The organism is Intestinimonas sp. HCP28S3_D6, from assembly GCF_052065695.1.
Lineage (GTDB): Bacteria > Bacillota > Clostridia > Oscillospirales > Oscillospiraceae > Intestinimonas.
This window is the reverse complement of record NZ_JBQHTM010000001.1, coordinates 22,385-47,093: the sequence shown is the minus strand read 5'-3', so window position 1 is coordinate 47,093 and position 24,709 is coordinate 22,385. Positions and strand designations below refer to the sequence as shown.

Annotated in this window: 24 protein-coding genes; 20 read left to right on the top strand and 4 right to left on the bottom strand. The window is 62.8% G+C overall.

The annotated features are described in order from the left end of the window. Positions 1–29 precede the first annotated feature (29 nt). From ACTNBK_RS00250 to ACTNBK_RS00230, 5 genes are all read left to right on the top strand, one after another. Positions 30–1,409 (top strand): MATE family efflux transporter, encoded by a 1,380-nt coding sequence (locus tag ACTNBK_RS00250; protein WP_441142608.1) that lies wholly within the window; start codon positions 30–32, stop codon positions 1,407–1,409. A gap of 68 nt (positions 1,410–1,477) precedes the next feature. Further along, positions 1,478–1,762: a hypothetical protein gene (locus ACTNBK_RS00245; RefSeq protein ID WP_441142606.1), complete on the top strand. Its 285-nt coding sequence runs from the start codon at positions 1,478–1,480 to the stop codon at positions 1,760–1,762. 177 nt (positions 1,763–1,939) lie between these two features. Next, positions 1,940–2,521, top strand: a complete 582-nt coding sequence (locus ACTNBK_RS00240) for an RNA polymerase sigma factor (protein ID WP_441142604.1) — start codon at positions 1,940–1,942, stop codon at positions 2,519–2,521. After that, on the top strand, positions 2,518–3,357 hold the full coding sequence (locus ACTNBK_RS00235) for a PepSY domain-containing protein (RefSeq protein WP_441142603.1): 840 nt from the start codon (positions 2,518–2,520) through the stop codon (positions 3,355–3,357). The genes ACTNBK_RS00240 and ACTNBK_RS00235 overlap by 4 nt, the downstream gene beginning before the upstream one ends. Positions 3,358–3,395: 38 nt before the next feature. Then, the gene (locus ACTNBK_RS00230) at positions 3,396–4,595 is read left to right on the top strand and encodes an ATP-binding protein (protein ID WP_441142601.1); all 1,200 of its coding nucleotides are present in this window, start codon (positions 3,396–3,398) and stop codon (positions 4,593–4,595) included. 57 nt (positions 4,596–4,652) lie between these two features. Here the strand turns inward: ACTNBK_RS00230 and ACTNBK_RS00225 are convergent, their stop codons facing one another. The 4 genes from ACTNBK_RS00225 to spoIID form a co-directional block, all read right to left on the bottom strand. Further along, entirely contained in the window at positions 4,653–5,276 is a 624-nt protein-coding gene (locus ACTNBK_RS00225; protein WP_441142599.1) for a hypothetical protein, read from the bottom strand. Beyond that, complete coding sequence (locus tag ACTNBK_RS00220) at positions 5,267–5,776, bottom strand: flavodoxin family protein (RefSeq protein WP_441142597.1); 510 nt, start codon at positions 5,774–5,776, stop codon at positions 5,267–5,269. Before ACTNBK_RS00220 ends, ACTNBK_RS00225 begins: the two co-directional genes overlap by 10 nt. A gap of 181 nt (positions 5,777–5,957) precedes the next feature. After that, the gene (locus ACTNBK_RS00215) at positions 5,958–6,638 is read right to left on the bottom strand and encodes a phosphatase PAP2 family protein (protein ID WP_441142595.1); all 681 of its coding nucleotides are present in this window, start codon (positions 6,636–6,638) and stop codon (positions 5,958–5,960) included. A 243-nt stretch (positions 6,639–6,881) separates the two neighbouring features. Then, positions 6,882–7,916: a stage II sporulation protein D gene (spoIID, locus tag ACTNBK_RS00210; protein ID WP_441142593.1), complete on the bottom strand. Its 1,035-nt coding sequence runs from the start codon at positions 7,914–7,916 to the stop codon at positions 6,882–6,884. Between the two features lie 117 nt (positions 7,917–8,033). On the opposite strand from spoIID, the gene ACTNBK_RS00205 reads away from it, so the two are divergent. From ACTNBK_RS00205 to ACTNBK_RS00135, 15 genes are all read left to right on the top strand, one after another. Then, positions 8,034–9,398 (top strand): citrate/2-methylcitrate synthase, encoded by a 1,365-nt coding sequence (locus ACTNBK_RS00205; RefSeq protein WP_441142591.1) that lies wholly within the window; start codon positions 8,034–8,036, stop codon positions 9,396–9,398. Positions 9,399–9,446: 48 nt separating this feature from the next. Beyond that, the gene (locus tag ACTNBK_RS00200; RefSeq protein ID WP_441142589.1) at positions 9,447–10,760 is read left to right on the top strand and encodes a sodium-dependent transporter; all 1,314 of its coding nucleotides are present in this window, start codon (positions 9,447–9,449) and stop codon (positions 10,758–10,760) included. Positions 10,761–10,769: 9 nt separating this feature from the next. Continuing rightward, positions 10,770–11,597, top strand: coding sequence for a putative RNA methyltransferase (locus ACTNBK_RS00195; RefSeq protein WP_441142587.1), 828 nt, complete (start codon positions 10,770–10,772; stop codon positions 11,595–11,597). A 156-nt stretch (positions 11,598–11,753) separates the two neighbouring features. Continuing rightward, on the top strand, positions 11,754–12,935 hold the full coding sequence (locus ACTNBK_RS00190) for a DEAD/DEAH box helicase (RefSeq protein ID WP_441142585.1): 1,182 nt from the start codon (positions 11,754–11,756) through the stop codon (positions 12,933–12,935). A 93-nt stretch (positions 12,936–13,028) separates the two neighbouring features. Then, complete coding sequence (locus ACTNBK_RS00185) at positions 13,029–13,241, top strand: PspC domain-containing protein (protein ID WP_294515498.1); 213 nt, start codon at positions 13,029–13,031, stop codon at positions 13,239–13,241. A gap of 177 nt (positions 13,242–13,418) precedes the next feature. After that, complete coding sequence (locus ACTNBK_RS00180; RefSeq protein ID WP_441142583.1) at positions 13,419–14,330, top strand: DUF2156 domain-containing protein; 912 nt, start codon at positions 13,419–13,421, stop codon at positions 14,328–14,330. Between the two features lie 36 nt (positions 14,331–14,366). Beyond that, positions 14,367–15,242, top strand: a complete 876-nt coding sequence (locus ACTNBK_RS00175) for a GNAT family N-acetyltransferase (RefSeq protein ID WP_441142581.1) — start codon at positions 14,367–14,369, stop codon at positions 15,240–15,242. 307 nt (positions 15,243–15,549) lie between these two features. Then, positions 15,550–16,491: an ABC transporter permease gene (locus ACTNBK_RS00170; RefSeq protein WP_441142579.1), complete on the top strand. Its 942-nt coding sequence runs from the start codon at positions 15,550–15,552 to the stop codon at positions 16,489–16,491. 3 nt (positions 16,492–16,494) lie between these two features. Continuing rightward, positions 16,495–17,838, top strand: coding sequence for an ABC transporter permease (locus ACTNBK_RS00165; protein WP_441142577.1), 1,344 nt, complete (start codon positions 16,495–16,497; stop codon positions 17,836–17,838). Positions 17,839–17,854: 16 nt separating this feature from the next. After that, entirely contained in the window at positions 17,855–18,904 is a 1,050-nt protein-coding gene (locus tag ACTNBK_RS00160; protein ID WP_441142575.1) for an ABC transporter ATP-binding protein, read from the top strand. After that, positions 18,897–19,967 carry an ABC transporter ATP-binding protein gene (locus tag ACTNBK_RS00155; RefSeq protein WP_441142574.1) on the top strand — a complete coding sequence of 357 codons (1,071 nt, stop codon included), beginning with the start codon at positions 18,897–18,899 and terminating at the stop codon, positions 19,965–19,967. Before ACTNBK_RS00160 ends, ACTNBK_RS00155 begins: the two co-directional genes overlap by 8 nt. A gap of 237 nt (positions 19,968–20,204) precedes the next feature. Then, on the top strand, positions 20,205–21,926 hold the full coding sequence (locus ACTNBK_RS00150; RefSeq protein ID WP_441142572.1) for a peptide ABC transporter substrate-binding protein: 1,722 nt from the start codon (positions 20,205–20,207) through the stop codon (positions 21,924–21,926). Positions 21,927–22,146: 220 nt separating this feature from the next. Further along, positions 22,147–23,037 carry an ABC transporter substrate-binding protein gene (locus ACTNBK_RS00145; RefSeq protein ID WP_441142570.1) on the top strand — a complete coding sequence of 297 codons (891 nt, stop codon included), beginning with the start codon at positions 22,147–22,149 and terminating at the stop codon, positions 23,035–23,037. Positions 23,038–23,129: 92 nt separating this feature from the next. After that, positions 23,130–23,891 carry an amino acid ABC transporter permease gene (locus tag ACTNBK_RS00140; RefSeq protein ID WP_441142568.1) on the top strand — a complete coding sequence of 254 codons (762 nt, stop codon included), beginning with the start codon at positions 23,130–23,132 and terminating at the stop codon, positions 23,889–23,891. Next, complete coding sequence (locus tag ACTNBK_RS00135) at positions 23,878–24,600, top strand: amino acid ABC transporter ATP-binding protein (RefSeq protein ID WP_441142566.1); 723 nt, start codon at positions 23,878–23,880, stop codon at positions 24,598–24,600. Before ACTNBK_RS00140 ends, ACTNBK_RS00135 begins: the two co-directional genes overlap by 14 nt. The last annotated feature ends 109 nt before the right edge of the window (positions 24,601–24,709 follow it).

The window sequence follows — 24,709 nt, the reverse complement described above, 5'->3', positions numbered from 1 at the left end:
ATACCGTGAAAAGCAAGGAGTGAGCGGACGTGTCCCTGTTTCGGCCCACGGCGGATAAATTTACCCAGATGACCCAGACCCCCATCCCCCGGCTGGTGTCCACCATGGCGGTGCCCACCATTATCAGCATGCTCATCACCTCCCTCTACAACATGGCCGACACCTTCTTCGTGGGCCGGATCGGTACCAGCGCCACGGCGGCGGTGGGGGTGGCTCTCCCCCTCATGGCCGTCATCCAGGCCATCGGTTTCACCTTTGGCCAGGGCTCCGGCAACCACGTCTCCCGCCTCCTGGGCCAGCAGAAGCGGGAGGAGGCCCAGCGCATGACGGCGGTGGCCTTCTACTCCGCCTTTTTTCTGGGGGTCGTATTAGGAGTGCTGGGGCTCCTCTTCCTTGACCCGTTGGTAAACCTTCTGGGCGCCACCGCCACCAGCGCCCAGTACACCAAGGACTACGTCTTCTACATCCTCATCGGCGCCCCCTTTATGGTGGCCTCCCTGGTCCTCAACAACCAGTTCCGCTTCCAGGGCAGCGCCGTCTTCGGCATGATCGGCATCTTCTCCGGCGCCGTGCTGAACATCGCCCTGGACCCCATCTTCATCTTCCTCCTGGGCATGGGCACCGGCGGCGCCGCCCTGGCCACCATCCTCAGCCAGTTCGTGGGCTTCTGCCTGCTGGTGGGCGGCACCTTCCGGGGCGGCAACCTGCGGCTGAGCCCCGCCGCCTTCCGCCCCACCCTTGACCGCTACCGCCGCATCCTCACCGGCGGCCTGCCCTCCTTCTGGCGGCAGGCCCTGGCCAGCGTGGCCACCGTCCTCCTCAACGTGGCCGCCCGGGAGTACGGCGACGCCGCCATCGCCGCCATGAGCATCGTCTCCCGCATCACCATGTTCGCAAGCTCCGCCCTCCTGGGCCTGGGCCAGGGCTATCAGCCGGTATGCGGCTTCAACTACGGCGCCAAGCTCTACGGCCGGGTACGGGAGGCCTTCTTTTTCTTCTTCAAGGCGGCCGCCGTGGGCGGCGTGGCCCTGGCCGTACTGGGCTACGTATTTGCCCCCCAGCTCATGGCCATCTTCCGGGCCGACGACCGGGAGGTCATCGCCATCGGCACCGCCGCCCTGCGGATGCAGTGCGTTACCTTCCCCCTCCTGGCCTGGTTCTTCCCCTCCAGCATGACCCTCCAGACCATCGGCCAGTCCTTCCGGGCCACCGTGCTGGCCATGTGCCGCCAGGGGCTCTTCTTCCTCCCCGCCATCCTCATCCTGCCCAACGTCCTGGGCATCACCGGCATCCAGCTCAGCCAGCCCTTCTCCGACCTGTGCTCCTTTCTGGTGGCCCTGCCCATGGGCATCGGCGTCCTCCGGGAGCTCAAGGCCGCCCAGCTTGGAGAGGAGGCCCGGAAAAGCTGACTTCCCCGGAACCTTTCCCTCCCATTTACGTCTAAAAGCATAAAGAAACTGAAAAAGGAGGTCTTTGGATGGTTCTGCGGAAACTTTGGAGGGTGGGTGCCGTGGCCTGCGTCTGCCTGGCCCTGGGAGCCCTGTGCGGCTTTGCCCTGCCGGTGCCGGAGGAGTGGCTGGCCCGGGACCCCGGCTTCTCTCTCACCCGTCCCTCTGTCCTGCCGGAGGAGCGTGAGGGGGAGATCATCACCGTGACGCCGCCCGCGGAGGAGGAGACCCTGTCAGAGGGGGAGATCACCGTCCTTCCAGCGGACCCCTGCCCTGCGCCGGAGGAACCCCTCATTGCCGTTTTTCTCACGTGACACGAAAAAAGACCGCCCTCAGGCGGTCTTTTTTTGCTCTGCGATAAAATGCGGTCCTGCTCCGTTATAGGGATGCGGGCGGAGTCGCCCTTCCCATTTTTCCCCTTCTGTGGTATGATAATTTTACGTGCCGCCCTTTTCCCGGTACCGGCGGCCATTGAGGAAGGAGGGACGCCCGTGTTCCTTTACATGACTATGGAGGGCCTGGCCAAGCGCAGCCGCTCCGATCAGCCTTTGGATGAGGGCCTGCTGCCCCGGGTGGGGCAGGGGGACCGGGCCGCCCTGGAGGCCCTTTACGTCCAGACCGAGAAGGCGGTGTACGCCCTGGCCCTCTCCATCCTCCGGGACCCGGAGGATGCCCGGGACGTGACCCAGGAGGTCTATCTGAAGGTCCGGGCCGCCGCCCACCTGTATGTGCCCCAGGGCAAGCCCCTGGCCTGGCTCTTCACCATCACCCGGAACCTGTGCCGGGACCTGCAGAGAAACCAGTCCCGGGACGGCCAGTCCCCCGAGGACCTGGAGAACGACGCCCGCTTCTCCTACATCTCCGACCCCACCGACCGGCTGGTGCTGGCCGCCGCCCTCAAGGCCCTGGGGGATGAGGAGCGGCAGGTGGTCCTTCTCCACGCCGTCTCCGGCCTCAAGCACCGGGAGATCGCCCAGGACCTGGGCCTGCCCCTGTCCACGGTGCTCTCCCGCTACAACCGGGCTCTGAAGAAACTCAAACGCTATCTCACCGAAGAGGGGGTGCGCCTGTGAACGACAAGATCGAAACCTCCCTCCGCCGGGCGGCGGAGCAGCTGCCCCAGCCCGACTTCCAGGCCATGGCCGACATCCCGGTACAGCCCCTGGAGGTCCACGACTACGTGACCCGACAGGAATTTCTGCCCCCCAGGCGGCGGTTTCCCCTGGCCGCCGCGGCCCTGGTGATCTGCGCCCTGGTGATCTGTGCCGGACTGTGGGCCTACTTCCAGTTCTTCCAGGTCTACTCCGTGGTGGACCTGCGGGTGAACCCCGCCTTCGCCATTGAGCTGGACCGCCGGGATCAGGTAAAGTCCGTCAACGCCCTCTCCGAGGACGCCCGGCCCATCCTGGAAGGCCGCTCCTATCAGGGCTGGGACCTGGAGACCACGGTGGAGGCCCTGCTGGACGACCTGTGGGCCGGCGGCTACCTGGGCGACGGCGCCCAGGTGGATGTGGCGGTGAACAGCAAGAGCGCCGACCACGGCCGGGACCTCCGGGAGGAGGTGGATGAGATCATCGCTGAAAAGCTGGAGGAGCTCTCCGGCGGCACGGCGCTTTCCCCCACAGACACCGGAAACGCCCCCGTGTCCACTCCCCCTGTGTCCGAAGCGCCTGCATCCCATGCTCCCACGGTCTCTACCGCTCCCTCTTCCGGGGAGATGCTTACCCGCGATGAGATCCAGGCCATCGTCACCGACCGCCTGCCCGGTGCCTCCTTTGAGGAGGTCAAGCTGGACGAGGACGACGGAAAAATGATCTATGAAGTAAAATTCCGGGATATCGCCGGTGCAGAATACGAGGCTGATCTGGACGCCTTCACCGGTGAGATCCTGAAGTGGGAAAAAGACTGACACGTCAGAGAGAGGATCTGATACCCATGAGCACGACTATGACAAAGACCATTCGCCCCGCTCTGCTGGGGCTCACCACCTGCCGGGACCTGCTGCGGGAGCCGCTGATGGTCAGGGTCCGGGCCCTGCTGGATGCCCTGGACGCCGGAGACGGCGAAGGGGCTCTGGACGCCTACACCGAGATCTTCTACGGCCTGCGCCAGGCGGGCAAGGCCGGCCTTGGGGACTGGCTGTGGGACCGTCTGCGCTACACCGAGTCCCCCTACCCCGCCCTGCTGGACCGGGGCGGCTCCGACCTTGCCCTGGAGGGGGCCGCCCGCCGTGATGTCGATACTCTCTCCCGGCTGGCCGGGCTGGACTGCGACGCCCTCATCGCCGAGATGACCGCCCTGCTGCCGGAGGAATTCGGGCCGGTTCTAACCGCCCTGCCCCGGTGGGACAACACCGTCCCCTTTACCTTTGAGGACCTCACCGGCTTCTACCGGGTCCACGGCGCCGGGCTCTTCGCCCGCTACCGGGCCTTCCTGTGGTCGGAGGGCACCCTCATCCCTGTGGCCGAGCCCGACACTCCCCAGGAGGAGGAGATGATGGGCTATGGCCTCCAGCGGGAACAGGTCATTGCCAACACCCGGGCCTTCCTGGCCGGAAAACGGGTCAACGACGTCCTTCTCTACGGCGACAGCGGCACCGGCAAGTCAGCCACGGTAAAGACCCTTCTCTCCATTCCCGGCTTCGAGGCCCTGCGGCTCATCGAGATCCAGAAGGACGGTCTCCGGGGCATGCCCGAGCTCATCCGCAGCCTCTCCGGCCGCAAGCAGCGCTTCATCCTCTTCATCGACGACCTGGCCTTCGACCAGGACGACCACACCTACTCCGTGGTCAAGACCATCCTGGAGGGCGGTCTGGAGCGGCGGCCGGCCAACGTGGCCATCTATGCCACCTCCAATCGCCGCCTGCTGGTGCGCCAGACCTTCTCTGACCGCCAGGGGGACGAGGTGGACCGTCAGGAGACCATCCAGGAAAAGACCGCCCTCTCCGACCGCTTCGGCCTGCGCATCCCCTATCTGGCCCTCTCCAAGGGCGAGTTCCTGGACCTGGTCCAGTCCCTGGCCGCCCAGCGGGGCCTTCCTATGGACCCGGAGGAGCTTCGCCGCCGGGCCATCCAGTGGGACATGCGCTTCCCCAGCCGCACCCCCCGGGGCGCCCGCCAGTTCCTGGCCAGCCTCCAGATGGATTAACCGCATATCGGCAGCAAAAAGCCGGCTTCTCGTCCGAGAAGCCGGCTTTTTCCCTGTTCAGGAGGGACGCTGTCCCTCGATCTCCATGGTTGCCATCTGCTCCGGGGTGACCCCGTTCCGGGCACCGTAGTCCGTCCAATATTTGGTGGAGGCTTTCAGGAAGAATTTTTTGCTGATGGGCATGGTGACCTTGAGCCGGCGGTGCCTTCCCGCCGTTACCGCCCGGGCCAGCGTCCTGATCTTCCACCGGGCAAAGACCCGGAAGGGCTGGTCCAGGATGGCCTCTCCGCTGCCGATCTCCAGCACCGAGCCCACGGGCCAGCCCATCCGCTTACAGAAGAGCTCCACCATGGCCACGGCCACGTCGCTCTGCTCCGGCTCCAGAAAACCGCAGTTCACCAGCACCGACAGGGTGGGGCGATTTTTGGACGGCGCTTCCTCCATGGCCTTGAAGGTGCGGAGCACCGGCACCGGGATGGCGTCGGCGTAGAGGGGAAAGACAAGCAGCACGTCGCTGACCGCCTCGAGCCGCTCGGCCACCGCCTTGGGATCGGCCCGGAGCAGGTCCATGCTCTCGGTCTCCAGGCCGCAGAATTGGGTGAACAGTGCCGCGTAGCGCCGGGAGTTGGACCGGGGCGCCCGGGGGCTGCCGTTGAGAATCAAAACCTTTTTCACACCCATGTCTCCACCTCCTGACGGACCGCCGCCTCCACCTGTTCCTCATTGGTGAAGCGGATCTCATAACTCTGAAAGGACATATTCTTGGCATTTCGGGCCACCAGCCGCCGGAAGAGGTCCTCTTCCTCCCGGTCCCGGGCGCCGTAGGCCACGATGGTGGCCTTCTTGGGCACCACCGCCCGCTGGACATGGTGAGTCTCCCCGTCCAGAAGGCGAATGAAGGCCTGCTGGACGGGGATGGCCCGCTCCAGCATGGTTTTCATCACTGTATCATACCCGCCGTACCGCACCCGGCTCACATAGAGGGCGGTGTCGCTCTCGGCCAGGCGGGGATAGACCTGCACCGCGTCGTCCCGGATGACACACTTGCCCGGCGTCTTGGTCCAGCAGCCGAAGCAGCCCACACAGGGGGCGATCTTCATGTGGGAGAGGTCGAAGCAGACCACGTCCGTTCTGTTCCCCAGATCCAGGGACAGGGGACGGTCGCTCAATATGATTTTCATGGTGTACACACTCCAGTTCCATTTGACATGTCCGCCCGCCGGGGCGGCCTTTTTCCGATGCGCAAAAACAGCATGCGGCATAGTCGGAACAACTATACCGCATGCTGTCAGACTTTTGCAAACCTCAAAAGAGCGCGGCGACCGGTCCGGGTCCATGCCCGTCCTCGGCCCCCGGCCGTGTTCAGGATTCCATGGCTGTATTTTTACGGGGGACAAGGACGTGGAAGATCCCCATGCCCACACTGCTCCGGCGGAGCACCGCGTCCAGGCCCACGGCCAGGGCGGCGCCGCACACCACATCCACCACCGAGTGCTGCTTGAGGAAGACAGTGGACAGGCAGATGAGCACCGACAGCACCATCAGGGACACCTGCCGCCGGCGCTCCATACTCAGCGCCCGGGACCGGGCACCGGACAGAGCCACATTTACCGTCATGAACACGTGGATGGAGGGACAGACGTTGGTGGGCGTATCGGTCTTGCGCAGCAGGATGACCAGTTGGCTGAGGATATCATCGCCGATGATGGGACGGCGCAGGAGCTGCCCGTTGGGGAAGAGGGCATAAATGGCCAGGCAGATGGTCAGGCCGATGATGGTCATCCGGCTCAGGTGGAGAAAGCTCTCCGGCTCCCGCTTATAGAAGTACCAGAACATCCCTGGCACCAGGGGGAACCAGGCCACATAAGGGATCAGAAAGGCTGCGCAGAAGGGGATATAGGCGTCCAGCTCGCTGGCAATCCAGAATTTGGGCCGCACATATTCCTCCAGCAGTGCAAAGCAGATCACATAAAAAATGAAATAAATGATGGGCACTGCCAGCATTCGGCGGCGTGTCCGCTCGTCGTGCCAATACTGTTCCATACTTGGCGGCCCCCCTTTCTTTCGATTCTATCTATGGCGGCATTTCTTTTGCAAAAAGATTTTACTCTGGTTCGGCCTGTAAATCCATAGAAATTTTCTGAAGAATTTCTTAAGCTTTCCCGGCCGGGTTTATACATTTTGATACTGCGGCAAATCTTGGAGTCTCTTCCTTTCTTCTCACTCTCTATATCGATGGGGGACTCCGTTTTGTGACAGCTCAGAGGGAGAATTTTAAAAAATTTTTTATTCCCCACTCCACGGCCCGATGGTGACCCCGGTATAATAGTGGGTGAGAATCTCCTGCCAGGTACTTCCGGCCTTGGCCATGGCGTTGGCGCCATACTGGCTCATCCCCACCCCGTGTCCGTAGCCGGTGACGGAGAAGGTGACGGCCGTATCGTCCGCCGTGACGGAAAAGCTGGCCGAACGCAGGTCGAACAGGGTCCGCAGGGCGGTGCCCTTCACGGTGACGCCCCCCACCTCCACGGTGTCCACCCCGCCGGAGGAGGTGGGCACGGCGTTCTGGAACCAGGTCTCCGGCGCCCCCGACAGATCGGCGTCGGGGTGCTGGGTGAGAAAGACAGTTTTGAACTCCTCCACCGGCACGGTGACGGTGGTATGGTAGTTGGGGACCTCCTCCCCCTCCGGGCTCTCCACGCTGGTGAGATAGGGCACGCTGCCCCCCCACACCTCCACCGAATCCAGGGTCCGCCCCGCCGCCGAGGAGAAAAAGACGGCGTCGATGGGCTGCCCCTCATAAAGGATAGCCTGTCCGTCGGTATCCGATACCGCCCGGGCGATCTTTTCTCCCCACAGCTCCGCCTGCTCTCCCCAGTTGGCGGCGGCGTCCTCCGGGGAGATATAGGCCTGACAGCAGGAGATGTCGGTACACATATCGGCGTCGGGGTGGTTGGGATTCTGACCAATGCTCATCTGATAAAGAGTGTAGGTCCGGGCAGTCACCGCCTGGGCCCGGAGGGCCTCTTCCTCAAAGGAGGCCGGCATCTCCGCCGCCACCACCCGCCATAAGTACTCCGCCATGGTGAGGGAGGCCACCGTCCCGTCGGGCATGGCCACCCGGATCAGGGTGGCTCCGTCTCCCCCGGCGCCGCTCTGGGCGGTGGGCTTCTGAATGGGCAGGGTAGCGGTGGGAAGCGGCCCGGTCTCCTCCGGCGCTTCCTCCTTCACCTCGGCCCCCAGCAGGAGCATGGGGAGCAAGAAGACAGCCAGGAGCAGCAGCAGGGCAGTGGCCGCCACAGGGCGTAACGTCCGCATCATCTCAAACCTCCACGGCCAAAAAGGGCCTTTCATGGTGTAAAGGGCTGAATTCTCGCTTGACGGGGCGGCACCCAGGGCGTAAAATGTAGGGTACTATTTTTGAGAGGGGAACCACCCATGTCCGGAGCGACACAGTCCCGTGACTTTATCCAAAGTCTATGCGGAGAATTCCAGAAGCATAACTACATCGATCCTAGCCACTATGAACACATCGACGTGAAGCGGGGGCTCCGGAACGCCGACGGGACCGGCGTCATGGCGGGCATCACCCAGATCGGCAACGTCCAGGGCTACTACATCCAGGACGGTGAGCGCGTCCCCATGGAGGGCCGGCTCATCTACCGGGGCATCAACGTGGAGGACCTGATCCACGGCTTCACTTCCGAGGGCCGCTTCGGCTTCGAGGAGACCGCCTATCTGCTTCTCTTCGGCGCCCTGCCCACCCGGCAGCAGCTCTCCGATTTCAACACCGTCCTCTCCCAGCTCCGGCCCCTGCCGGTGAACTTCACCGAGGACATGATCCTCAAGGCGCCGGGCCGGGACATCATGAACCGGCTGGGCCGGTGCATCCTGGCCCTCTACTGCTATGACGACGCCCCCGAGGACCATTCCCTGGAGAACGAGCTCCGCCAGGCCCTGGCGCTGGTGGCCCGGTGCCCCATGATCGTGGCCCACTCCTACGCCGCCAAGCGCCACTACTTCGACAACGACTCCCTCTACCTCCACCGCCCCCAGGAGGGGCTCTCCTTCGCCGAGAACTTCCTCTACGCCATCCGCCACGACAACCGCTTCACCGAGCAGGAGGCCAAGGTGCTGGACCTGTGCATGGTCCTCCACGCCGAGCACGGCGGCGGCAACAACTCCGCCTTCTCCTGCCGGGTCCTCTCCTCCTCCGGCACCGACATCTACGCCGCCGTCTCGGCGGCGGTGGGCTCCCTGAAGGGTCCCCGCCACGGCGGCGCCAACAAGAAGGTCATGGAGATGTTCCGCTACATCCAGGAGGGGGTCTCCGACTGGACCGACGACGGCCAGGTGAAGGACTTCCTCCTGCGCCTCCTCCAGCGGGAGGCCGGCGACCGCAGCGGCCTCATCTACGGCATGGGCCACGCCATCTACACCCTCTCCGATCCCCGTGCCAAGCTCCTCAAGCAGTTCGCCCGGGGCCTGGCCGAGGAGGCCAACATGGTGGAGGAATTCCAGCTGGTGGAGTCGGTGGAGCGGCTGGCCCCCGAGATCATCAACGGCGTCCGGGGCCAGAACAAGCCCATCTGCGCCAACCTGGACCTCTACTCCGGCCTGGTCTACAAGATGCTGGGCATCCCTGAGGAGCTCTACACCCCCCTCTTCGCCATGGCCCGCATGGTGGGCTGGTGCGCCCACCGGCTGGAGGAGGTCTTCAATCCCGGCAACAAGATCATCCGCCCGGCCTACAAGGCCGTGGCCCCCATGCAGCCCTTCGTCCCCCTGGACCAGCGGGGCTGACCCCTCCGGGCCAAGGATGGCCCGATCACAACACACAAGGAGGACCTCATGTCCCACCACGAACACAAATTCACCTCCTCCGCCGGCGCCGTGCTGGCGGCGGTGGGCTCCGCCGTCGGCATGGGCAATATCTGGCTCTTCCCCTACCGGGTGGGTCAGTACGGCGGCGGCGCCTTCCTCATCCCCTACTTCCTCTTCGTGGCCCTCTTCTCCTACGTGGGCCTCTCCGGCGAGTTCGCCTTCGGCCGCCTCACCGGCACCGGCGCCCGGGGCTCCTTTGACTACGCCATGCGCTCCCGGGGCTGGAAGGGGGGCAGCATTCTAGGCATTCTTCCCCTGCTGGGTGTGCTGGGCATCGCTATCGGCTACTCCGTGGTGGTGGGCTGGGTGCTGCGGTACGCCGCCGGCTCCCTCACCGGCTCTCTGCTGGCGAGTCAGCCCGACGCCTATTTTGAACAGCTGGCCGTCTCCTTCGGCTCCATCCCCTGGCACTTTATCGTCATCGCCGCCACCGTGGTCATCCTGGTGCTGGGCGTGACCGCCGGCATTGAAAAGATCAGCAAATTCATGATGCCCGCCTTCTATGTGTTCTTCCTCATCATCGCCATCCGGGTAGCCTTCCTCCCCGGGGCGGTGGAGGGCTACCGCTACCTGCTGGAGCCCGACTGGTCCTATCTCCTCAAATTCGAGACCTGGGTCATGGCCATGGGCCAGGCCTTCTTCTCCCTGTCCATCAACGGCGCCGGCATGCTCATCTACGGAAGCTATATGAAAAAGTCGGAGAACATCATCCGCCAGTCGGTGATGACCGCCATCCTGGACACCATGGCCGCCCTGCTCTCCGGCTTCGCCATCCTCCCCGCCGTCTTTGCCTTCGGCATCGCCCCCAACAGCGGCCCCTCCCTCATGTTCATCACCATCCCCCGGGTCTTTCAGCAGATGCCCGGCGGCCGCATCCTCGCCCTCTTCTTCTTTGTCTCCGTCCTCTTCGCCGGCATCACCTCCCTCATCAATATGCTGGAGGCGGTGGGCGAGTCCCTGAGCAAGGGCGTCAAGCTCCCCCGGAAGGCCGCCATGATCGTGGTGGGCTGCGTCACCTTCGGCGTCTCCCTCTTCCTGGAATCCCTCCCCGCCATGGGCTCCTGGCTGGACGCTGTCACCATCTATATCGCCCCCTTCGGCGCCGTGCTGGCCGCCGTCATGATCTACTGGGTCCTGGGCCTCAAGGCCATCCGGGCTGAGCTCATGGAGGGCCGCACTCGCCCCCTGGGTCGGGCCTTCGATTTCCTGGCCAAGTATGTCTACGTCTTTCTCTCCGCCGCCGTGCTGGTGCTGGGCATCGTCTACGGCGGCATCGGCTAGGAGGCGCCCATGAGCCTCTTCCGCTGCCCCCTGTGCGCCTCCCCCCTGACCCGGACGGACAGAACCTACACCTGCCCCAAGGGCCACAGCTTCGACCGTTCCAGGGAGGGCTATGTCCACCTCCTCCCCGCCAATCAGAAGCACGCCAAGGACCCCGGCGACGACAAAGAGATGGCCGCCGCCCGGAACCGCTTCCTCTCCGGCGGGTGGTACGCCCCCCTGCGGGAGGCCCTGTGCCGGCTCTCCCTCACCTACGCCCCCACCGGAGCGGCGGTGCTGGACGCCGGCTGCGGCGAGGGGTACTACACCGCCGGCGTCTACGCCGCCCTCTCCGAAACCGGTCAGGTGGGCCAGATGGCCGGGGTGGACCTATCGAAGCCCTCCCTGCGGTGGGCGGCCCGTCGGGAGAAAAATGTGGAGTTTGCCGTGGCCTCGGTCTACCACCTGCCGGTGGCGGACGCCTCGGTGGATCTGCTCCTCAACTGCTTCTCCCCCCTGGCCCTGGACGAGTTCCGCCGGGTCCTGCGCCCCGGCGGGGTCTACCTCTACGTGGTGCCGGCGGCACGGCACCTGTGGGAGCTCAAGGAGGTCCTCTATGACAGGCCCTACCTTAACAAAGAGGAGGACATCCCCTACGACGGTTTCTCCTACCTGGAGGTGGTGCCGGTGGAGACGGTGCTTGACCTCCCCGACCGGGACACCATCCGGGACCTCTTTTCCATGACCCCCTACCGGTGGAAGACCCCCAAGGCCGGCGCCGCCCGGCTGGAGGAGCTGGACCATCTGCGTGTGACCGCCGCCTTCCGGGTCCACGTTTTCCGTCGGGAAATGGCGTGATCGGTTGCAATTTCCCCCTTTTCGTGATATATTGACCAGCGTCAAGAACGATTTGAGGTCGCGCCTTGGAAAAAGGGCGTTTGGGTGCGGAACTGGGTTTCGCTTGCCTGTGGGAGACCTTGAATCAGGCAAGTGAGAAAGAAAGGAACATCACCCATGGAAATCAACGGCGAGCAGGTAAATGAAATCGTCCGCTACGACCAACTGGGGCTCTCCCCGGAGATCATGCGGGCATTGGACAAAAAGGGCTATGTCCAGGCCACCCCCGTCCAGGGCGGCGCCATCCCCTATTTCATGAAATGGCAGGACGTCATCGCCAAAGCCCCCACCGGCACCGGCAAGACCTTTGCCTTCGGCATCCCCATGGTGGAGCACATCGACCCGGAAAACGACGCCGTCCAGGGCCTGGTGCTGGCCCCCACCCGGGAGCTAGCCATCCAGATCATGAACGAGCTGCGGGACCTCTGTGAGTTCAAGGAGGGGGTCCGGGCCGTGGTCCTCTACGGCGGGCAGCCCATCGATCGGCAGATCAACCAGCTCAAGAAGCGGCCCCAGATCGTGGTGGCCACCCCTGGCCGGCTCATGGACCACATGAAGCGGCGCACCGTCCGGCTGGACCAGGTCCAGACCGTGGTGCTGGATGAGGCCGACCGGATGCTGGACATGGGCTTCATCCACGACGTCACCCGCATCCTGGACCAGATCAAACACCGCCGGAACATGGGCATGTTCTCCGCCACCATCTCCCGGGAGGTCATGGACATCTCGTGGGTGTACCAGCGGGACCCGGTGGAGATCATCGTCCGGCCCGACGAGCAGAACAAGCCCGACATCCAGCAGTACCGCATCGACGTAGACCGGAATGAAAAGGCGGAGATCACCGCCCGGATTCTGGACGCCGCCGGCTATGAGCGGGCCATCGCCTTCTGCAACACCAAGAACATGACCGACCGGCTCACCGGCCTGCTGCGGATGCGGGGCATTACCTGCGAGGCCATCCACGGCGACATCCAGCAGTCGGTGCGGGAGAAGACCTTGGGCAAGTTCCGCCGGGGCGAGCTCCGGGTGCTGGTGGCCACCGACGTGGCCGCCCGGGGCCTGGACATCGACGACGTGGACGTGGTCTTTAACTACGACGTCCCCGACGAGACGGAGTACTACGTCCACCGCATTGGCCGCACCGGCCGGGCCAAGCGCCACGGCGTGGCCTACACCCTGGTGTCCACCATCACCGAGGCCATGCGCCTGGACGACATCCAGAAGATCACCAAAAGCGACATCCACCGCCTCAAGTACGAAAATGGCACCCTCCTGGACCTGGAGGAGGAGCAGAAGTAAGGGGCGGTCCGGTTTTCATGTATTTTTAAGCTTTCCCCAAAGATTTTTTCATGTGAATCTGGCATACTAGGGACAGATAAGGAGGGGCCCAATATGGATGAACCGAAGAAACTCTACCGTACGGAACACGGCGCCGCTATGCTCTGCGGCGTGTGCGGCGGCATCGCCGAATACTTCAACATCGATCCCAGCATTGTCCGTCTGCTGTGGGCAGCCCTGGTGATCATGGGCGGCACCGGCATCCTGCTCTATATCATCGCCGCCATCGTCCTGCCCAGGAAGAGCCAGGTCTATCCCGGCTATTGACGGGTCGCAGTCCGCCGGCCGCGCTCCCTTGTGTAGCGCGGCCTTTTCTGTTTTTGTGGTTTAGACCGGGACCTTTTGTGCCATACTGGAAAACAGGCCCAGAAACAAACCCTTGCGCGATCTTTCCCGCCGTGATACACTGCTTTCAAAGAATACCCAAGGAGATTGTCATTTATCATGATCGAATTTCAGAAACCCCAGCTCACCGACAAGCCCTGGGTGGACGAGCTGCTGCGCAGGGCGGACCACCGGGGCTGCGAGTACAACTTTACCAACCTCTTCGTCTGGAGCGACGCCTACGACCAGCGCATCGCCCGGGTAGGAGACTTTCTGGTGACCCATCTGTGTGGCGCGCTGGGTTGCTCTTACATCTACCCCGCCGGTTCCGGCGACATCGCTCCCGTCCTCACCGCCCTGGAACAGGATGCCGCGGAGCGGGGCGTCCCCTTCCGTCTGGTCTGCCTCACCCAGCCCCAGATTCAGGAGCTGGACGGCCTCTTCCCCGGCCGCTTCACCTTTGAGGCCGACCGGGACGGCTTTGACTACCTCTACGACATCGACCGCCTGGCCGACCTGGGCGGCAAAAAGCTCCACGCCAAGCGCAACCACATCAATCGCTTCATCGAGAACAACCCCTCCTGGGTCTACGAGGACATCACCCCCGAGACGCTGCCCGAGTGCCTGGAGATGGATAAGGAATGGTACCGCCTCAGCATGATCCGGGAGGGTCTGGCCGAGGAGCGGGACCTGGGCGACGAGGGCCGCGCCCTCCGCCTGGCCATGGAGCACTACCATTCCCTTGGCCTGGAGGGCGGACTCATCCGGGTCTACGGCGAGGTGGTGGCCTTCACCATGGGAGACCTCCTCTCCTCCGACACCTACGACGTCCACTTTGAAAAGGCCTACGGCGAGCTCCAGGGCGCCTACGCCATGATCAACCGGGAGTTCGCCCGGCGGGTCCGGCAGCGCCACCCCCAGGTACGCTACCTCAACCGTGAGGACGACATGGGGGTGGAGGGGCTCCGCAAGGCCAAGGAGTCCTATTACCCCGACCTCATGGTGGAGAAATACTCCGCCTCCCCGGCGTGAGCCAGCCGGATACCGTCAGAAAGGAGCGAATATCCCATGATCGAGATCCGTCCCGCCCGTCCGGAGGAGATCCCTCGCCAGAAGGAGCTCTGGAAGCTGGCCTTCGGCGATGACGACGCCTACATCGACTACTTCTACGCCCACGGCGAGGAGAGCCAGGTGCTCCTCCTGCTGGAGGACGGCGTGGTGTGGACCATGGTGGCCCTCTTCCCGGTGACGGTGACCCTCCCCCAGGGGGAGGCCCTCTCTTCGGCCTACATCTACGCCCTGGCCACCCACCCCGACGCCCGGAAAAAGGGCTTCGGCCGGTTCATCCTCAACTACGTGGACTACTACCTCCAGGAGTCCGGGAAGGACTGCGTCACCATCGTGCCCGCCGAGCCCTCCCTCTACAAATACTTCGCCACCACCGGCTTTGAACCCACCTTCTCCACCCGGAAGGTGGAGCTGCTCCGGGAGATGGTGGCCCAGCCCGCCCAAGGGGACGCCATTGCCTCCGTCACCCCCGCCCAGTACAACGCCCTCCGGGAGCAGCTCCTGGACGGCAGTCTGCGGGTCACCTACCGAGACGCCCTGATCGCCTACCAGCAGGGCCTCTCCCGCATGGAGCACGGCGACCTCTTCCATCTCACTGTCTCCGGCAAGGAGGGCCTGGCCGCCGCCGAGTATCTGGATGAGGACACGGTGCTGGTCAAGGAGCTCCTCCTTCCCCCCTCCGCCCAGGCCGGCGGCGCCGCCCTCCTGGCCTCCCGGATGCCTGCCCGCCGCTACCACCTGCGCACCCCCCCATTCTGGGACGGCCTCACCGGCAGCTATCTCCAGTCCTTCGCCATGATCAAGTGGTATCGCCCTGAGCTGGCCAAGGCCTGGCGGGAATACCGCCGGGGCTACATGGGCCTGGGCTTTGACTGACCTTTTTCCGCCTCTGCCGGCGGCCGGGTTTTACCCGACCGCCGGCATTTTGCATCTTTATTCACGCTTTACTGCATTACTTTTTTAAATCGCTACAGAAAAGGAAAAATCGAAGTACAAAACATAGCGTTTTTGTTCTCCTCTGGAGCACATTTGCAGGATTCCAAAAAGATTCCATCAATTTGAAGGCGTATTTCCCTTGACGGACAAAAGTTTATGGTATAGAATATATAGAACTGCGCATGGGGTATTTTCCTCATTGTGAAATAAAAAATATACAGAATACAGAAAAGTGGGAAGTGAAGAAATGGCAAAATACATTTTGAAAAGAGTGCTGATGGCCGTGATCACGCTGTTTATCGTGATCTGCCTCACTTTTTTCCTGATGAATGCCGTTCCGGGCAATCCCTGGCTGTCTGAGAAGACCCCGACTCAGGCCACCATCGATGCCCTGAATGCAAAGTACGGCCTGGATCAGCCGGTGATCGTACAGCTTGGCAAGTACCTGGAGAACCTGGCCCATCTGGACTTCGGCACCTCCATCAAAATGCAGAAGGACCGGCCGGTGCTGGACATCATCACCACCATGTTCCCCATCTCGGCGGGCATTGGCGCCATCGCCATCTCGTGGGCCATATTGGTAGGCGTCCCATTGGGGTGTCTGGCGGCCTACAAGCGCGGCACCTGGGTGGACAGCCTGCTGCGGGTGATCTGTACGCTGGGTATTTCCATGCCCGGTTTCGTCATCGCCACCATACTGCTCCACATCCTGACCGGCGGCATTGAGGGGCTCAAGCTCTTCCCCACCATGTTCGACGGCACGGCAAAGAGCTATGTGTTGCCCTGTCTGGCCCTGGGCTTCTACCCCATGTGCTACCTGTCCCGCCAGACCCGGACCGCCATGCTGGACGCCATCAACCAGGAGTATATCAAGACCGCCCGGGCCAAGGGCCTGAAGAACAAGAAGATCATCTTCAAGCACGCCCTGCGCAACGCCCTTATCCCGGTCATCACCTATCTTGGCCCCCAGATCGCCTTTACCCTGTGCGGCGGCTTCGTGGTGGAGAAGGTCTTCTCCATCCCCGGCCTGGGCCGCTACTTTATCTCCTCCATCCAGAACCGTGACTACCCCCTTATCATGGGCACCACCATCTTCCTGGCCGCCTTTATCATCGTGATGAACCTGATCGTGGACCTCCTTTACAAGCTGGTGGATCCCCGCATCAATCTTGCAAAGGGAGGGAACTGATCCATGGCAGAAAAGAAGAAAAAGCAGCCCTTCGGCTCCCTCCGTCCCGACGTGGACGACATCCTGGACTGGAACAACCTGCCCCAGGACGCCTTTGAGCCGGCCAGCAGCACCGAGAAGGAGAGTTTTATCCAGGACCGGGAGAGCGTCTCCTACTGGAAAGACGCCTGGCGCCGCCTGCGCCGTAACAGGGTGGCCATGGTGGCCATGGTCATCGTCATCCTCATCGGCCTCTTCGCCTTTGTGGGGCCCCTGTTCGTCCCCTACACCTACGACCAGGTCATTTCCGGCGCCAATAACATCCACCCCTGGCATTATTCCCTGGAGGACCAGGCCGCCATCAGCGCCTATATCGAGGAGCACACCGGCACCGCCAACCTCTCTCCCGATGAGGCGGTGGCCCAGGCCGAGGCCGAGGCCGAGGCCCGTGGTGAGACCCTCTCTCCCGTAGAGGCCGCCAAGATCCGCGCCACTGCTAAGGCCAACCAGGGCAAGGGCGAGGAGAACGTCACCGAGAAGGACGCCGCCAAGGCCCTGGGCATCAAAGTCAAGCCCTTCGGCTACACCCAGGCCGAGCTGGAGCGCATGGCCGCCGGCGAGTCCGTCTTCCCCCACGTCTTCGGCTGCGACAACCAGGGCCGTGACATCATGGTGCGTACCATGATCGGTGCCCGTGTTTCCATGATCGTCGGCATCTGCTGCGCCATCATTGTGCTGGTGATCGGCGCCCTCTACGGCTCCATCTCCGGCTACTGCGGTGGCAAGGTGGACGCCGTCATGCAGCGCATCGTAGAGATCATCTACACCATCCCCGAGGTCCTCGTCATCCTGCTGCTGGGCTCCACCCTGAAGCCCATCTTTGAGGAGTTCCAGAACTCCGGCGATGGCTTTTTACAGCAGATGGTGACCCTGCTGGGCGCCAACCTCATCTCCATCTTCATCACCTTCGGTCTCCTTTATTGGGTGACCATGTCCCGTCTCATCCGCGGCCAGATCCTCCAGCTCAAGCAGCAGGAGTACGTCACCGCCGCCCGGGCCCTGGGCGCCTCCGGCGGGCGCATCATCAAGCGCCACCTGCTCCCCAACTGCATTGGCCAGATCGTGACCACTACCTTCCTGCAGATCCCCTCGGCTATCTTTACCGAGTCCTTCCTCTCCTTCCTGGGTATGGGTGTTACCGCCCCTATGACCAGTCTGGGATCCATGTGCTCCGACGCCCTGGGCGGCCTGAGCACCTATCCCTACCGCCTGTTTATCCCCGCCGCCATCCTGAGCCTCATGATCCTGTGCCTGAACCTCTTTGGTGACGGTCTCCGGGACGCTCTGGATCCCCGGCTGAAGAAATAAGAGAGGAGGAGACTCAATGGAAAACAATCAGAAGACCGGCAAGCTGCTGGAAGTAAAGGATCTCCACGTCTCCTTTTTCACCCCCGCCGGCGAGGTAAAGGCCGTGGGCGGTATCAGCTATGACCTCAACTACGACGAGGTCATGGGTATCGTGGGCGAATCCGGCTCCGGCAAGAGCGTGGAGGCCTACTCCATCATCGGCCTCCTCCAGTCCCCCGGCAAGGTCATCGGCGGCTCCATCACCCTGGAGGGTGAGGACGTGCTGGCCAAAACCAAAGACGAAATGGTGGCTCTGCGTGGCTCTAAGGTAGCCATGATCTTCCAGAACCCCATGACCTGCCTCAACCCCGTCTACACCATCGGCAATCAGCTCATCGAGGCCCTGAAGGCCCACGACAAGCACGTCTCCAAAGAGGAGGCCGCCAAGCGGGCCATGGAGATGCTGGAGCTGGTGGGCATCAACAACGTGGAAAAGCGGATGAAGCAGTACCCCCACGAGCTCTCCGGCGGCATGCGTCAGCGCGTCATGATCGCCATGGGCCTCATCTGCCACCCCCAGCTGCTCATCGCCGATGAGCCCACCACCGCCCTGGATGTGACCATCCAGGCCCAGATCCTGGAGCTCATGAAGGACCTGCAGAAAAAGACCCACATGGGCATCATCTTCATCACCCACAACCTGGGCGTGGTGGCCGAGATCTGCGACAAGGTCTCCGTCATGTACGCCGGCAAGATGGTGGAGCAGGGCCCCGTGGACGACATCTTCTACAAGCCCGGCCACCCCTACACCATGGGTCTGCTGCGCTCCATGCCCCGTGTGGACGCCGAGAGCTATGAGCGCCTCATCCCTATTGAGGGCTCTCCCGTGGACATGCTCAATCCCCCCGAGGGCTGCCCCTTCGCCCCCCGGTGTGAGCACGCCATGAAGATCTGCCTGCAAAAGATGCCCCCCTACGTGGAACTGGGCGACAACCACCGCGCTGCCTGCTGGCTGCGGGTGCAGGATCAGATCGAAAAGGAAAAAGCCGGCAAGACTGAGAACAAGGAGGTGGGCGACAATGGCTGAGAACCGGGACATCCTGGTACAGGTGGACCACCTGACCAAGTACTTTCCTGTCAAGGGCATGAAGGGCCCCGGCGTCCAGGCCGTGGAGGACGTCTCCCTCTTCATCAAGCGGGGCGAGACCCTGGGCCTGGTGGGCGAGTCCGGCTGTGGCAAGACCACCCTGGGCCGCACCATCCTGCGGCTCCATGAGCCCACCTCCGGCTCCATCATCTACGACGGCGTGCCCATCTACGAGCACGAGTACCCCTTTGAGCGCCAGACGATCTCCGTCAAGGAGAAGGATGGCACCGAGCATCAGCGCTCCGTGCTGGTGAAGAAGGCGGTCCCCCGTGAGAAGGCCGTGGACATGCTCCCCTACCGGCGGAAGATGCAGATCATCTTCCAGGACCCCTCCGCCTCTCTGGACCCCCGTATGACGGTGGGCGAGATCATCGGCGAGGCCCTGGACATCCACAAGCTGTGCGCCAGCAAGGCCGAGCGTACCGAGCGTATCAAAGAGCTCCTCAGCATGGTGGGTCTGAACACCGAGCACGCCAACCGCTATCCCCACGAGTTCTCCGGCGGTCAGCAGCAGCGTGTGGGCATTGCCCGCGCCCTGGCCGTGAAGCCCGAGTTCATCGTCTGCGATGAGCCCATCTCCGCCCTGGACGTGTCCATCCAGTCCCAGGTGGTCAACATGCTGGAGGATATGCAGAAGGATCTGGGCCTCACCTATCTGTTCATCGCCCATGACCTCTCTGTGGTGCGCCACATCTCCAACCGCATCGGCGTCATGTACCTGGGCACCCTGGTGGAGCTGGCCGAGAGCTATGAACTCAACCGCCACCCCATCCACCCCTACACCAAAACCCTGCTGTCCGCCGTGCCGGTGCCCGACCCCGAGGTGAGCCGCACCCGTCAGCGCATCGTGCTCCAGGGCGACATCCCCTCCCCCATGAATCCCCCCTCCGGCTGCCGGTTCCACACCCGCTGCCCCTATGCCACCGAGAAGTGCAAGGAGGCCGTCCCCCAGCTCAAAGAACACGCCCCCGGCCACTGGGCTGCGTGTCATCTGCTGGGCTAAGGCGCTGCGCATATTCCCGGATTGTCCTGTCCTGTTTCACCAGACAAAGCGCGTCTTCCCACTGTTTTCTTTCTTTACAGAATTGTTACAGACGTGTTATAATGGCGTTGTATCCCCCAAAAGACCATGGTCTTTTGGCGTCCGCTGTGCGGACGCCGGCAGGCATGGCCCGGTATGTATTGTGTATCTCGCCACCGGGCGAAACGATACAAAAAATGAAAAGATGGAGGTCCAATCATGAAGAAGACGAAGCAACTGTCTCTGCTTCTGTCCGGAGCCCTCGCGTTCGGCCTGCTGGCCGGCTGCGGCGGCGGCACCACCAGCACCCCCGCTCCCACTGAGAGCGGTGCGCCCAGCACGGATGCCTCCGGCGAAGCCTTTGAGCTGACCCTCAACATCGCTTCCGAGCCCCAGACCATCGATCCCGCCCTGAACTCCACTGTGGACGGCGCCATCATGATCAACCACATGTTCGAAGGCCTGATGCGCTGGGAGGATTCCGGCGCTGAGACTGTGGGCTCCGACGGCACCTGCACCAACGCCCAGCTGGGCTACGGCCAGGCCGAGAGCTACGACAAGGTGTCCAACGAGGACGGCACCGTCACCTACACCTTCCACCTCCGCGACGGCATCAAGTGGTCCGACGGTCAGGACGTGACCGCCAACGACTTCGTGTTCTCCTGGCAGCGCCTGGTGGACCCCGCCACCGCCGCTGACTACTCCTACATGATCGACTGCGTGGTCAACGCCAACGCCATCATGAACGGCGAGATGGAGCCCAGCGAGCTGGCCGTGTCCGCTCCCGACGACAAGACCTTCGTGGTCACCATCACCTCCGATCTGCCCTACTTCACTGAGATCTGCGCCTTCCCCGCCACCTTCCCCGTGCGCGAGGACATCGTGAGCGACAGCCAGTGGACCTACAGCCCCGACACCTACATCTCCAACGGCGCCTACAAGTTGACCAGCCGTGTGACCAACTCCGAGATCGTCATGGAGCCCAACGAGTACTACTACGGCGTTGACTCCCTGGGTCCCGACAAGATCACCTTCAAGCTGATGGACGACGCCAACGCCATGCTGTCCGGCTTTAACTCCGGCGAGCTGGACTTCATCGAGAGCATGCCCACCGACGAGGTGGCCGGCCTGCTGGCCTCCGGCGATCTGAAGATCGTGGACTACATCGGCACCTACTATGTCTGCTACCAGACCCAGAAGGCCCCCTTCGACGATCCTCGCGTCCGTCAGGCCTTCACTCTGGCCGTTGACCGCACCTATATCGTGGAGCAGATCACCCAGACCGGTCAGGTCGAGGCTGGCGGCTACGTCCCCGCCGGTATCTATGACGCTGCCGGCGCCACTGGCGACGACTTCCGCACCGTGGGCGGCGACTACTACGCTCCCACCGACGCCGACTACGAGGCCAACTGCGAGAAGGCCCGTGAGCTGCTGGCTGAGGCCGGTTACCCCAACGGCGAGGGTTTCCCCGTTGTCACTTACCTCTACAACACCGACGACAGCCACAAGGCCGTGGCCGAGGCCCTGCAGAGCATGTGGCAGACCCAGCTGGGCGTGACTGTACAGCTGGACAACCAGGAGTGGGCCACCTTCCTGCAGAACCGTAAGGACGGCGACTACTCCATCGCCCGCAACGGCTGGATCGCCGACTACAACGATCCCATGTCCTTCCTGGATATGTGGCTCACCGGCGGCGGCAACAACGATGCCCAGTACTCCAACCCCGACTATGATGCTCTGATCCAGCAGGCCAAGGCCGCCACCGATCCCGCCCAGCGCATGGAACTCATGCACCAGGCTGAGGATATGCTGGTCGGTCAGGACTGGGTCGTCAACCCCCTGTACTTCTACACCCAGAAGTACATGCTGGCCGACGGCATCCAGGGCATGTACTACACCCCCCTGGGCTACTTCTTCTTCGACCACTGCACCCAGGGCTGAGTTTCTCAGCTGACCGGAACCGGGCCGCCGACTGGCGGCCCGGTCCTTTTTTGCCGCCCCTTTTATCCAACCTGACCAGCCTATTCATTTATTCATCGGTATTCTATTCATCTTGCATAAATTCGCAAAAAATCCGAAAATCGCTCTTGAATTGGCGGGACAACTGTTGTATAATCATACGCAATGAATGACCTATACAGGTCAAGAGGAGAGAATGAACATGAAGAACATGAAGAAACTGCTCTGTGTGGCTCTGGGCGCCGCCCTGAGCGTCAGTCTGCTGGCCTCCTGCTCCGGCGGCTCCAGCTCCACCCCCGCCCCCGAGACCACTACCCCTGCCGAGACCACTCCCGCTGAGACCACCCCCGCCGAGACTGCGGCTGCCGGCGATCTGTCCTCCGCTCTGATTGAGGACGGCAAGCTCATCATGTCCACCAACGCCCAGTTCCCCCCCTATGAGATGGTGGCCGACGGCGAGGGCTTCAACGGCACCGGCTTCGAAGGCATCGACATTGAGATCGCCTCCGCCCTGGCCGACAAGCTGGGCCTGGAGCTGGTCATCGACGACATGGAGTTTGACTCCGCCCTGCTGGCCGTCCAGAACAACGCCGCCGACATGATGCTGGCTGGCCTGAGCTACTCCGAGGACCGTGACGAGGTCATGGACTTCACCGACTCCTACGCCACCGGCGTGCAGGTGGTCATCGTGAAGGACGGCTCCGACGTGACCATGGACAACCTGGGCGATTACATGATCGGCACCCAGCGCGGCACCACCGGCTACATCTATGCCTCCGACACTCCTGAGAACGGCGGCTACGGCGAGGACCACGTCATTGCCTACGACAACGGCGCCACCGCTGTGCAGGAGCTGATCAACGGCACCATCGACGCCGTCATCATTGACCAGGCTCCCGCTGAGGAGTATGTGGCTGCCAACGCCGACGCCGGCCTCACCATCCTGGACGGCGCCTGGGTGGAGGAGCAGTACTGCGTGGCCGTGGACGAGGGCAACACCGTCCTGCTGGACGCCCTGAACAACGCCCTCAACGAGCTCATCAACGACGGCACTGTGCAGACCATTATCGACAAGTACATCACCGCAGATTAATCGCAGGCGTACAACATTTCCGCTGAAAGGAGCGGCCCTCCGGCCGCTCCTTTTGGCCTGTTCATTCAGAGAGTAAGAGAGAGGAGCGAGCCATGGGCTTCACGCAGCTGTATGAGACCTTCAATGGCCTGGAGGACCCGAACTTTTGGCAGGATGCCTACATGAAGTTCTATAAGGCCTGGTTCGAGGCCGACCGCTGGCAGCAGTACTTCAAGGGTCTGGGCACCACCATCCAGGTGACGGTGATCGCCCTGCTGATCGGCGTGGTGCTGGGCGTGGTGGTGGCCATGATCCGCACGGCCCACGACCAGCAGCGCCTGGGCGTCCACAACCCCCTGCTGGGATTGGTGAACCTGGTCTGCAAGATCTATGTCACCGTGATCCGTGGCACCCCCATGATGGTGCAGCTGCTGATCATGGGTCTGGTCATCTTCGCCAGCAACCGGAACAAGACCATGATCGGCGCCCTATCCCTGGGCATCAACTCGGGGGCCTATGTGGCCGAGATCATCCGGGGCGGTCTCATGTCCCTGGACCCCGGCCAGATGGAGGCTGGTCGCTCCCTGGGCCTGGGCTACATGGACACCATGCGCTTCATCGTTATTCCGCAGGCCTTCAAGGCCATCCTCCCATCCCTTGGGAACGAGTTCATTACCCTGCTCAAGGACACCTCTCTCATCAGCGTCGTCGGCGGCAAGGAGATCGTCTACTTTGCCCAGGCCATCATCACCCGGACCTATGAGACCATGTACCCCTACCTCATCACCGCTGTCATGTACCTTATCATGGTCCTGATCTTCACCTGGCTCCAGAGCAAGCTGGAAAGGAGGCTGCGCCAAAGTGATCGACGTTAAACACCTGAGCAAATCCTTCGGCAACCACCTGGTCCTGGACGACATCAGCGAGAGCATCCAGGAGGGGGAGAAGGTAGTCATCATCGGGCCCTCCGGCTCCGGCAAGTCCACCTTCCTGCGCTGCCTCAACCTGCTGGAGGAGCCCACCAAGGGCACCATCACCTTTGACGGCACCGAGATCACCGATCCCAAGGTGGATATTGACGCCGTCCGCCGTCAGATGGGTATGGTCTTTCAGCACTTCAATCTCTTCCCCAACATGACCATCCGGAAAAACATCACCCTGGCGCCGGTGCGCACCAAGCTCATGGGCCAGGCCGAGGCCGACGACACCGCCACCGCCCTTCTCAAGCGGGTGGGCCTGGAGGAGAAGGCGGACGCCTACCCCGCTCAGCTCTCCGGCGGCCAGAAGCAGCGCATCGCCATCGTCCGGGCCCTGGCCATGAAGCCCAAGGTCATGCTCTTTGACGAGCCCACCTCCGCCCTGGACCCCGAGATGGTGGGCGAGGTGCTGGACGTCATGAAGCAGCTGGCCGACGAGGGTATGACCATGGTGGTGGTCACCCACGAGATGGGCTTTGCCCGGGAGGTGGGCAGCCGAGTCCTCTTCATGGACGGCGGCCACATCCTGGAGCAGAACGAGCCCCACGCCTTCTTTGCCAACCCCAAGGAGCCCCGGACCATCGAGTTTTTGTCCAAGGTCCTCTAAATACACGAAAAGCGGACGCCTCCGGCGTCCGCTTTTTTGCATTAAAGCGCACTTGAAAAAAAGAAGCAAAACGGGTAAGATTAAGGTGATAAAATGAAAAAGCGAGGAC

What these genes read in the sequence shown, in the direction of transcription:
- ACTNBK_RS00245 (WP_441142606.1), top strand. Translation starts at nt 1,478, where the DNA reads ATGGTTCTGCGGAAACTTTGGAGGGTGGGTGCCGTGGCCTGCGTCTGC.
- ACTNBK_RS00230 (WP_441142601.1), top strand. Translation starts at nt 3,396, where the DNA reads ATGACAAAGACCATTCGCCCCGCTCTGCTGGGGCTCACCACCTGCCGG.
- ACTNBK_RS00225 (WP_441142599.1), bottom strand. Translation starts at nt 5,276, where the DNA reads ATGGGTGTGAAAAAGGTTTTGATTCTCAACGGCAGCCCCCGGGCGCCC.
- ACTNBK_RS00220 (WP_441142597.1), bottom strand. Translation starts at nt 5,776, where the DNA reads ATGAAAATCATATTGAGCGACCGTCCCCTGTCCCTGGATCTGGGGAAC.
- ACTNBK_RS00215 (WP_441142595.1), bottom strand. Translation starts at nt 6,638, where the DNA reads ATGGAACAGTATTGGCACGACGAGCGGACACGCCGCCGAATGCTGGCA.
- spoIID (WP_441142593.1), bottom strand. Translation starts at nt 7,916, where the DNA reads ATGATGCGGACGTTACGCCCTGTGGCGGCCACTGCCCTGCTGCTGCTC.
- ACTNBK_RS00205 (WP_441142591.1), top strand. Translation starts at nt 8,034, where the DNA reads ATGTCCGGAGCGACACAGTCCCGTGACTTTATCCAAAGTCTATGCGGA.
- ACTNBK_RS00200 (WP_441142589.1), top strand. Translation starts at nt 9,447, where the DNA reads ATGTCCCACCACGAACACAAATTCACCTCCTCCGCCGGCGCCGTGCTG.
- ACTNBK_RS00195 (WP_441142587.1), top strand. Translation starts at nt 10,770, where the DNA reads ATGAGCCTCTTCCGCTGCCCCCTGTGCGCCTCCCCCCTGACCCGGACG.
- ACTNBK_RS00190 (WP_441142585.1), top strand. Translation starts at nt 11,754, where the DNA reads ATGGAAATCAACGGCGAGCAGGTAAATGAAATCGTCCGCTACGACCAA.
- ACTNBK_RS00185 (WP_294515498.1), top strand. Translation starts at nt 13,029, where the DNA reads ATGGATGAACCGAAGAAACTCTACCGTACGGAACACGGCGCCGCTATG.
- ACTNBK_RS00180 (WP_441142583.1), top strand. Translation starts at nt 13,419, where the DNA reads ATGATCGAATTTCAGAAACCCCAGCTCACCGACAAGCCCTGGGTGGAC.
- ACTNBK_RS00175 (WP_441142581.1), top strand. Translation starts at nt 14,367, where the DNA reads ATGATCGAGATCCGTCCCGCCCGTCCGGAGGAGATCCCTCGCCAGAAG.
- ACTNBK_RS00170 (WP_441142579.1), top strand. Translation starts at nt 15,550, where the DNA reads ATGGCAAAATACATTTTGAAAAGAGTGCTGATGGCCGTGATCACGCTG.
- ACTNBK_RS00165 (WP_441142577.1), top strand. Translation starts at nt 16,495, where the DNA reads ATGGCAGAAAAGAAGAAAAAGCAGCCCTTCGGCTCCCTCCGTCCCGAC.
- ACTNBK_RS00160 (WP_441142575.1), top strand. Translation starts at nt 17,855, where the DNA reads ATGGAAAACAATCAGAAGACCGGCAAGCTGCTGGAAGTAAAGGATCTC.
- ACTNBK_RS00155 (WP_441142574.1), top strand. Translation starts at nt 18,897, where the DNA reads ATGGCTGAGAACCGGGACATCCTGGTACAGGTGGACCACCTGACCAAG.
- ACTNBK_RS00150 (WP_441142572.1), top strand. Translation starts at nt 20,205, where the DNA reads ATGAAGAAGACGAAGCAACTGTCTCTGCTTCTGTCCGGAGCCCTCGCG.
- ACTNBK_RS00145 (WP_441142570.1), top strand. Translation starts at nt 22,147, where the DNA reads ATGAAGAACATGAAGAAACTGCTCTGTGTGGCTCTGGGCGCCGCCCTG.
- ACTNBK_RS00140 (WP_441142568.1), top strand. Translation starts at nt 23,130, where the DNA reads ATGGGCTTCACGCAGCTGTATGAGACCTTCAATGGCCTGGAGGACCCG.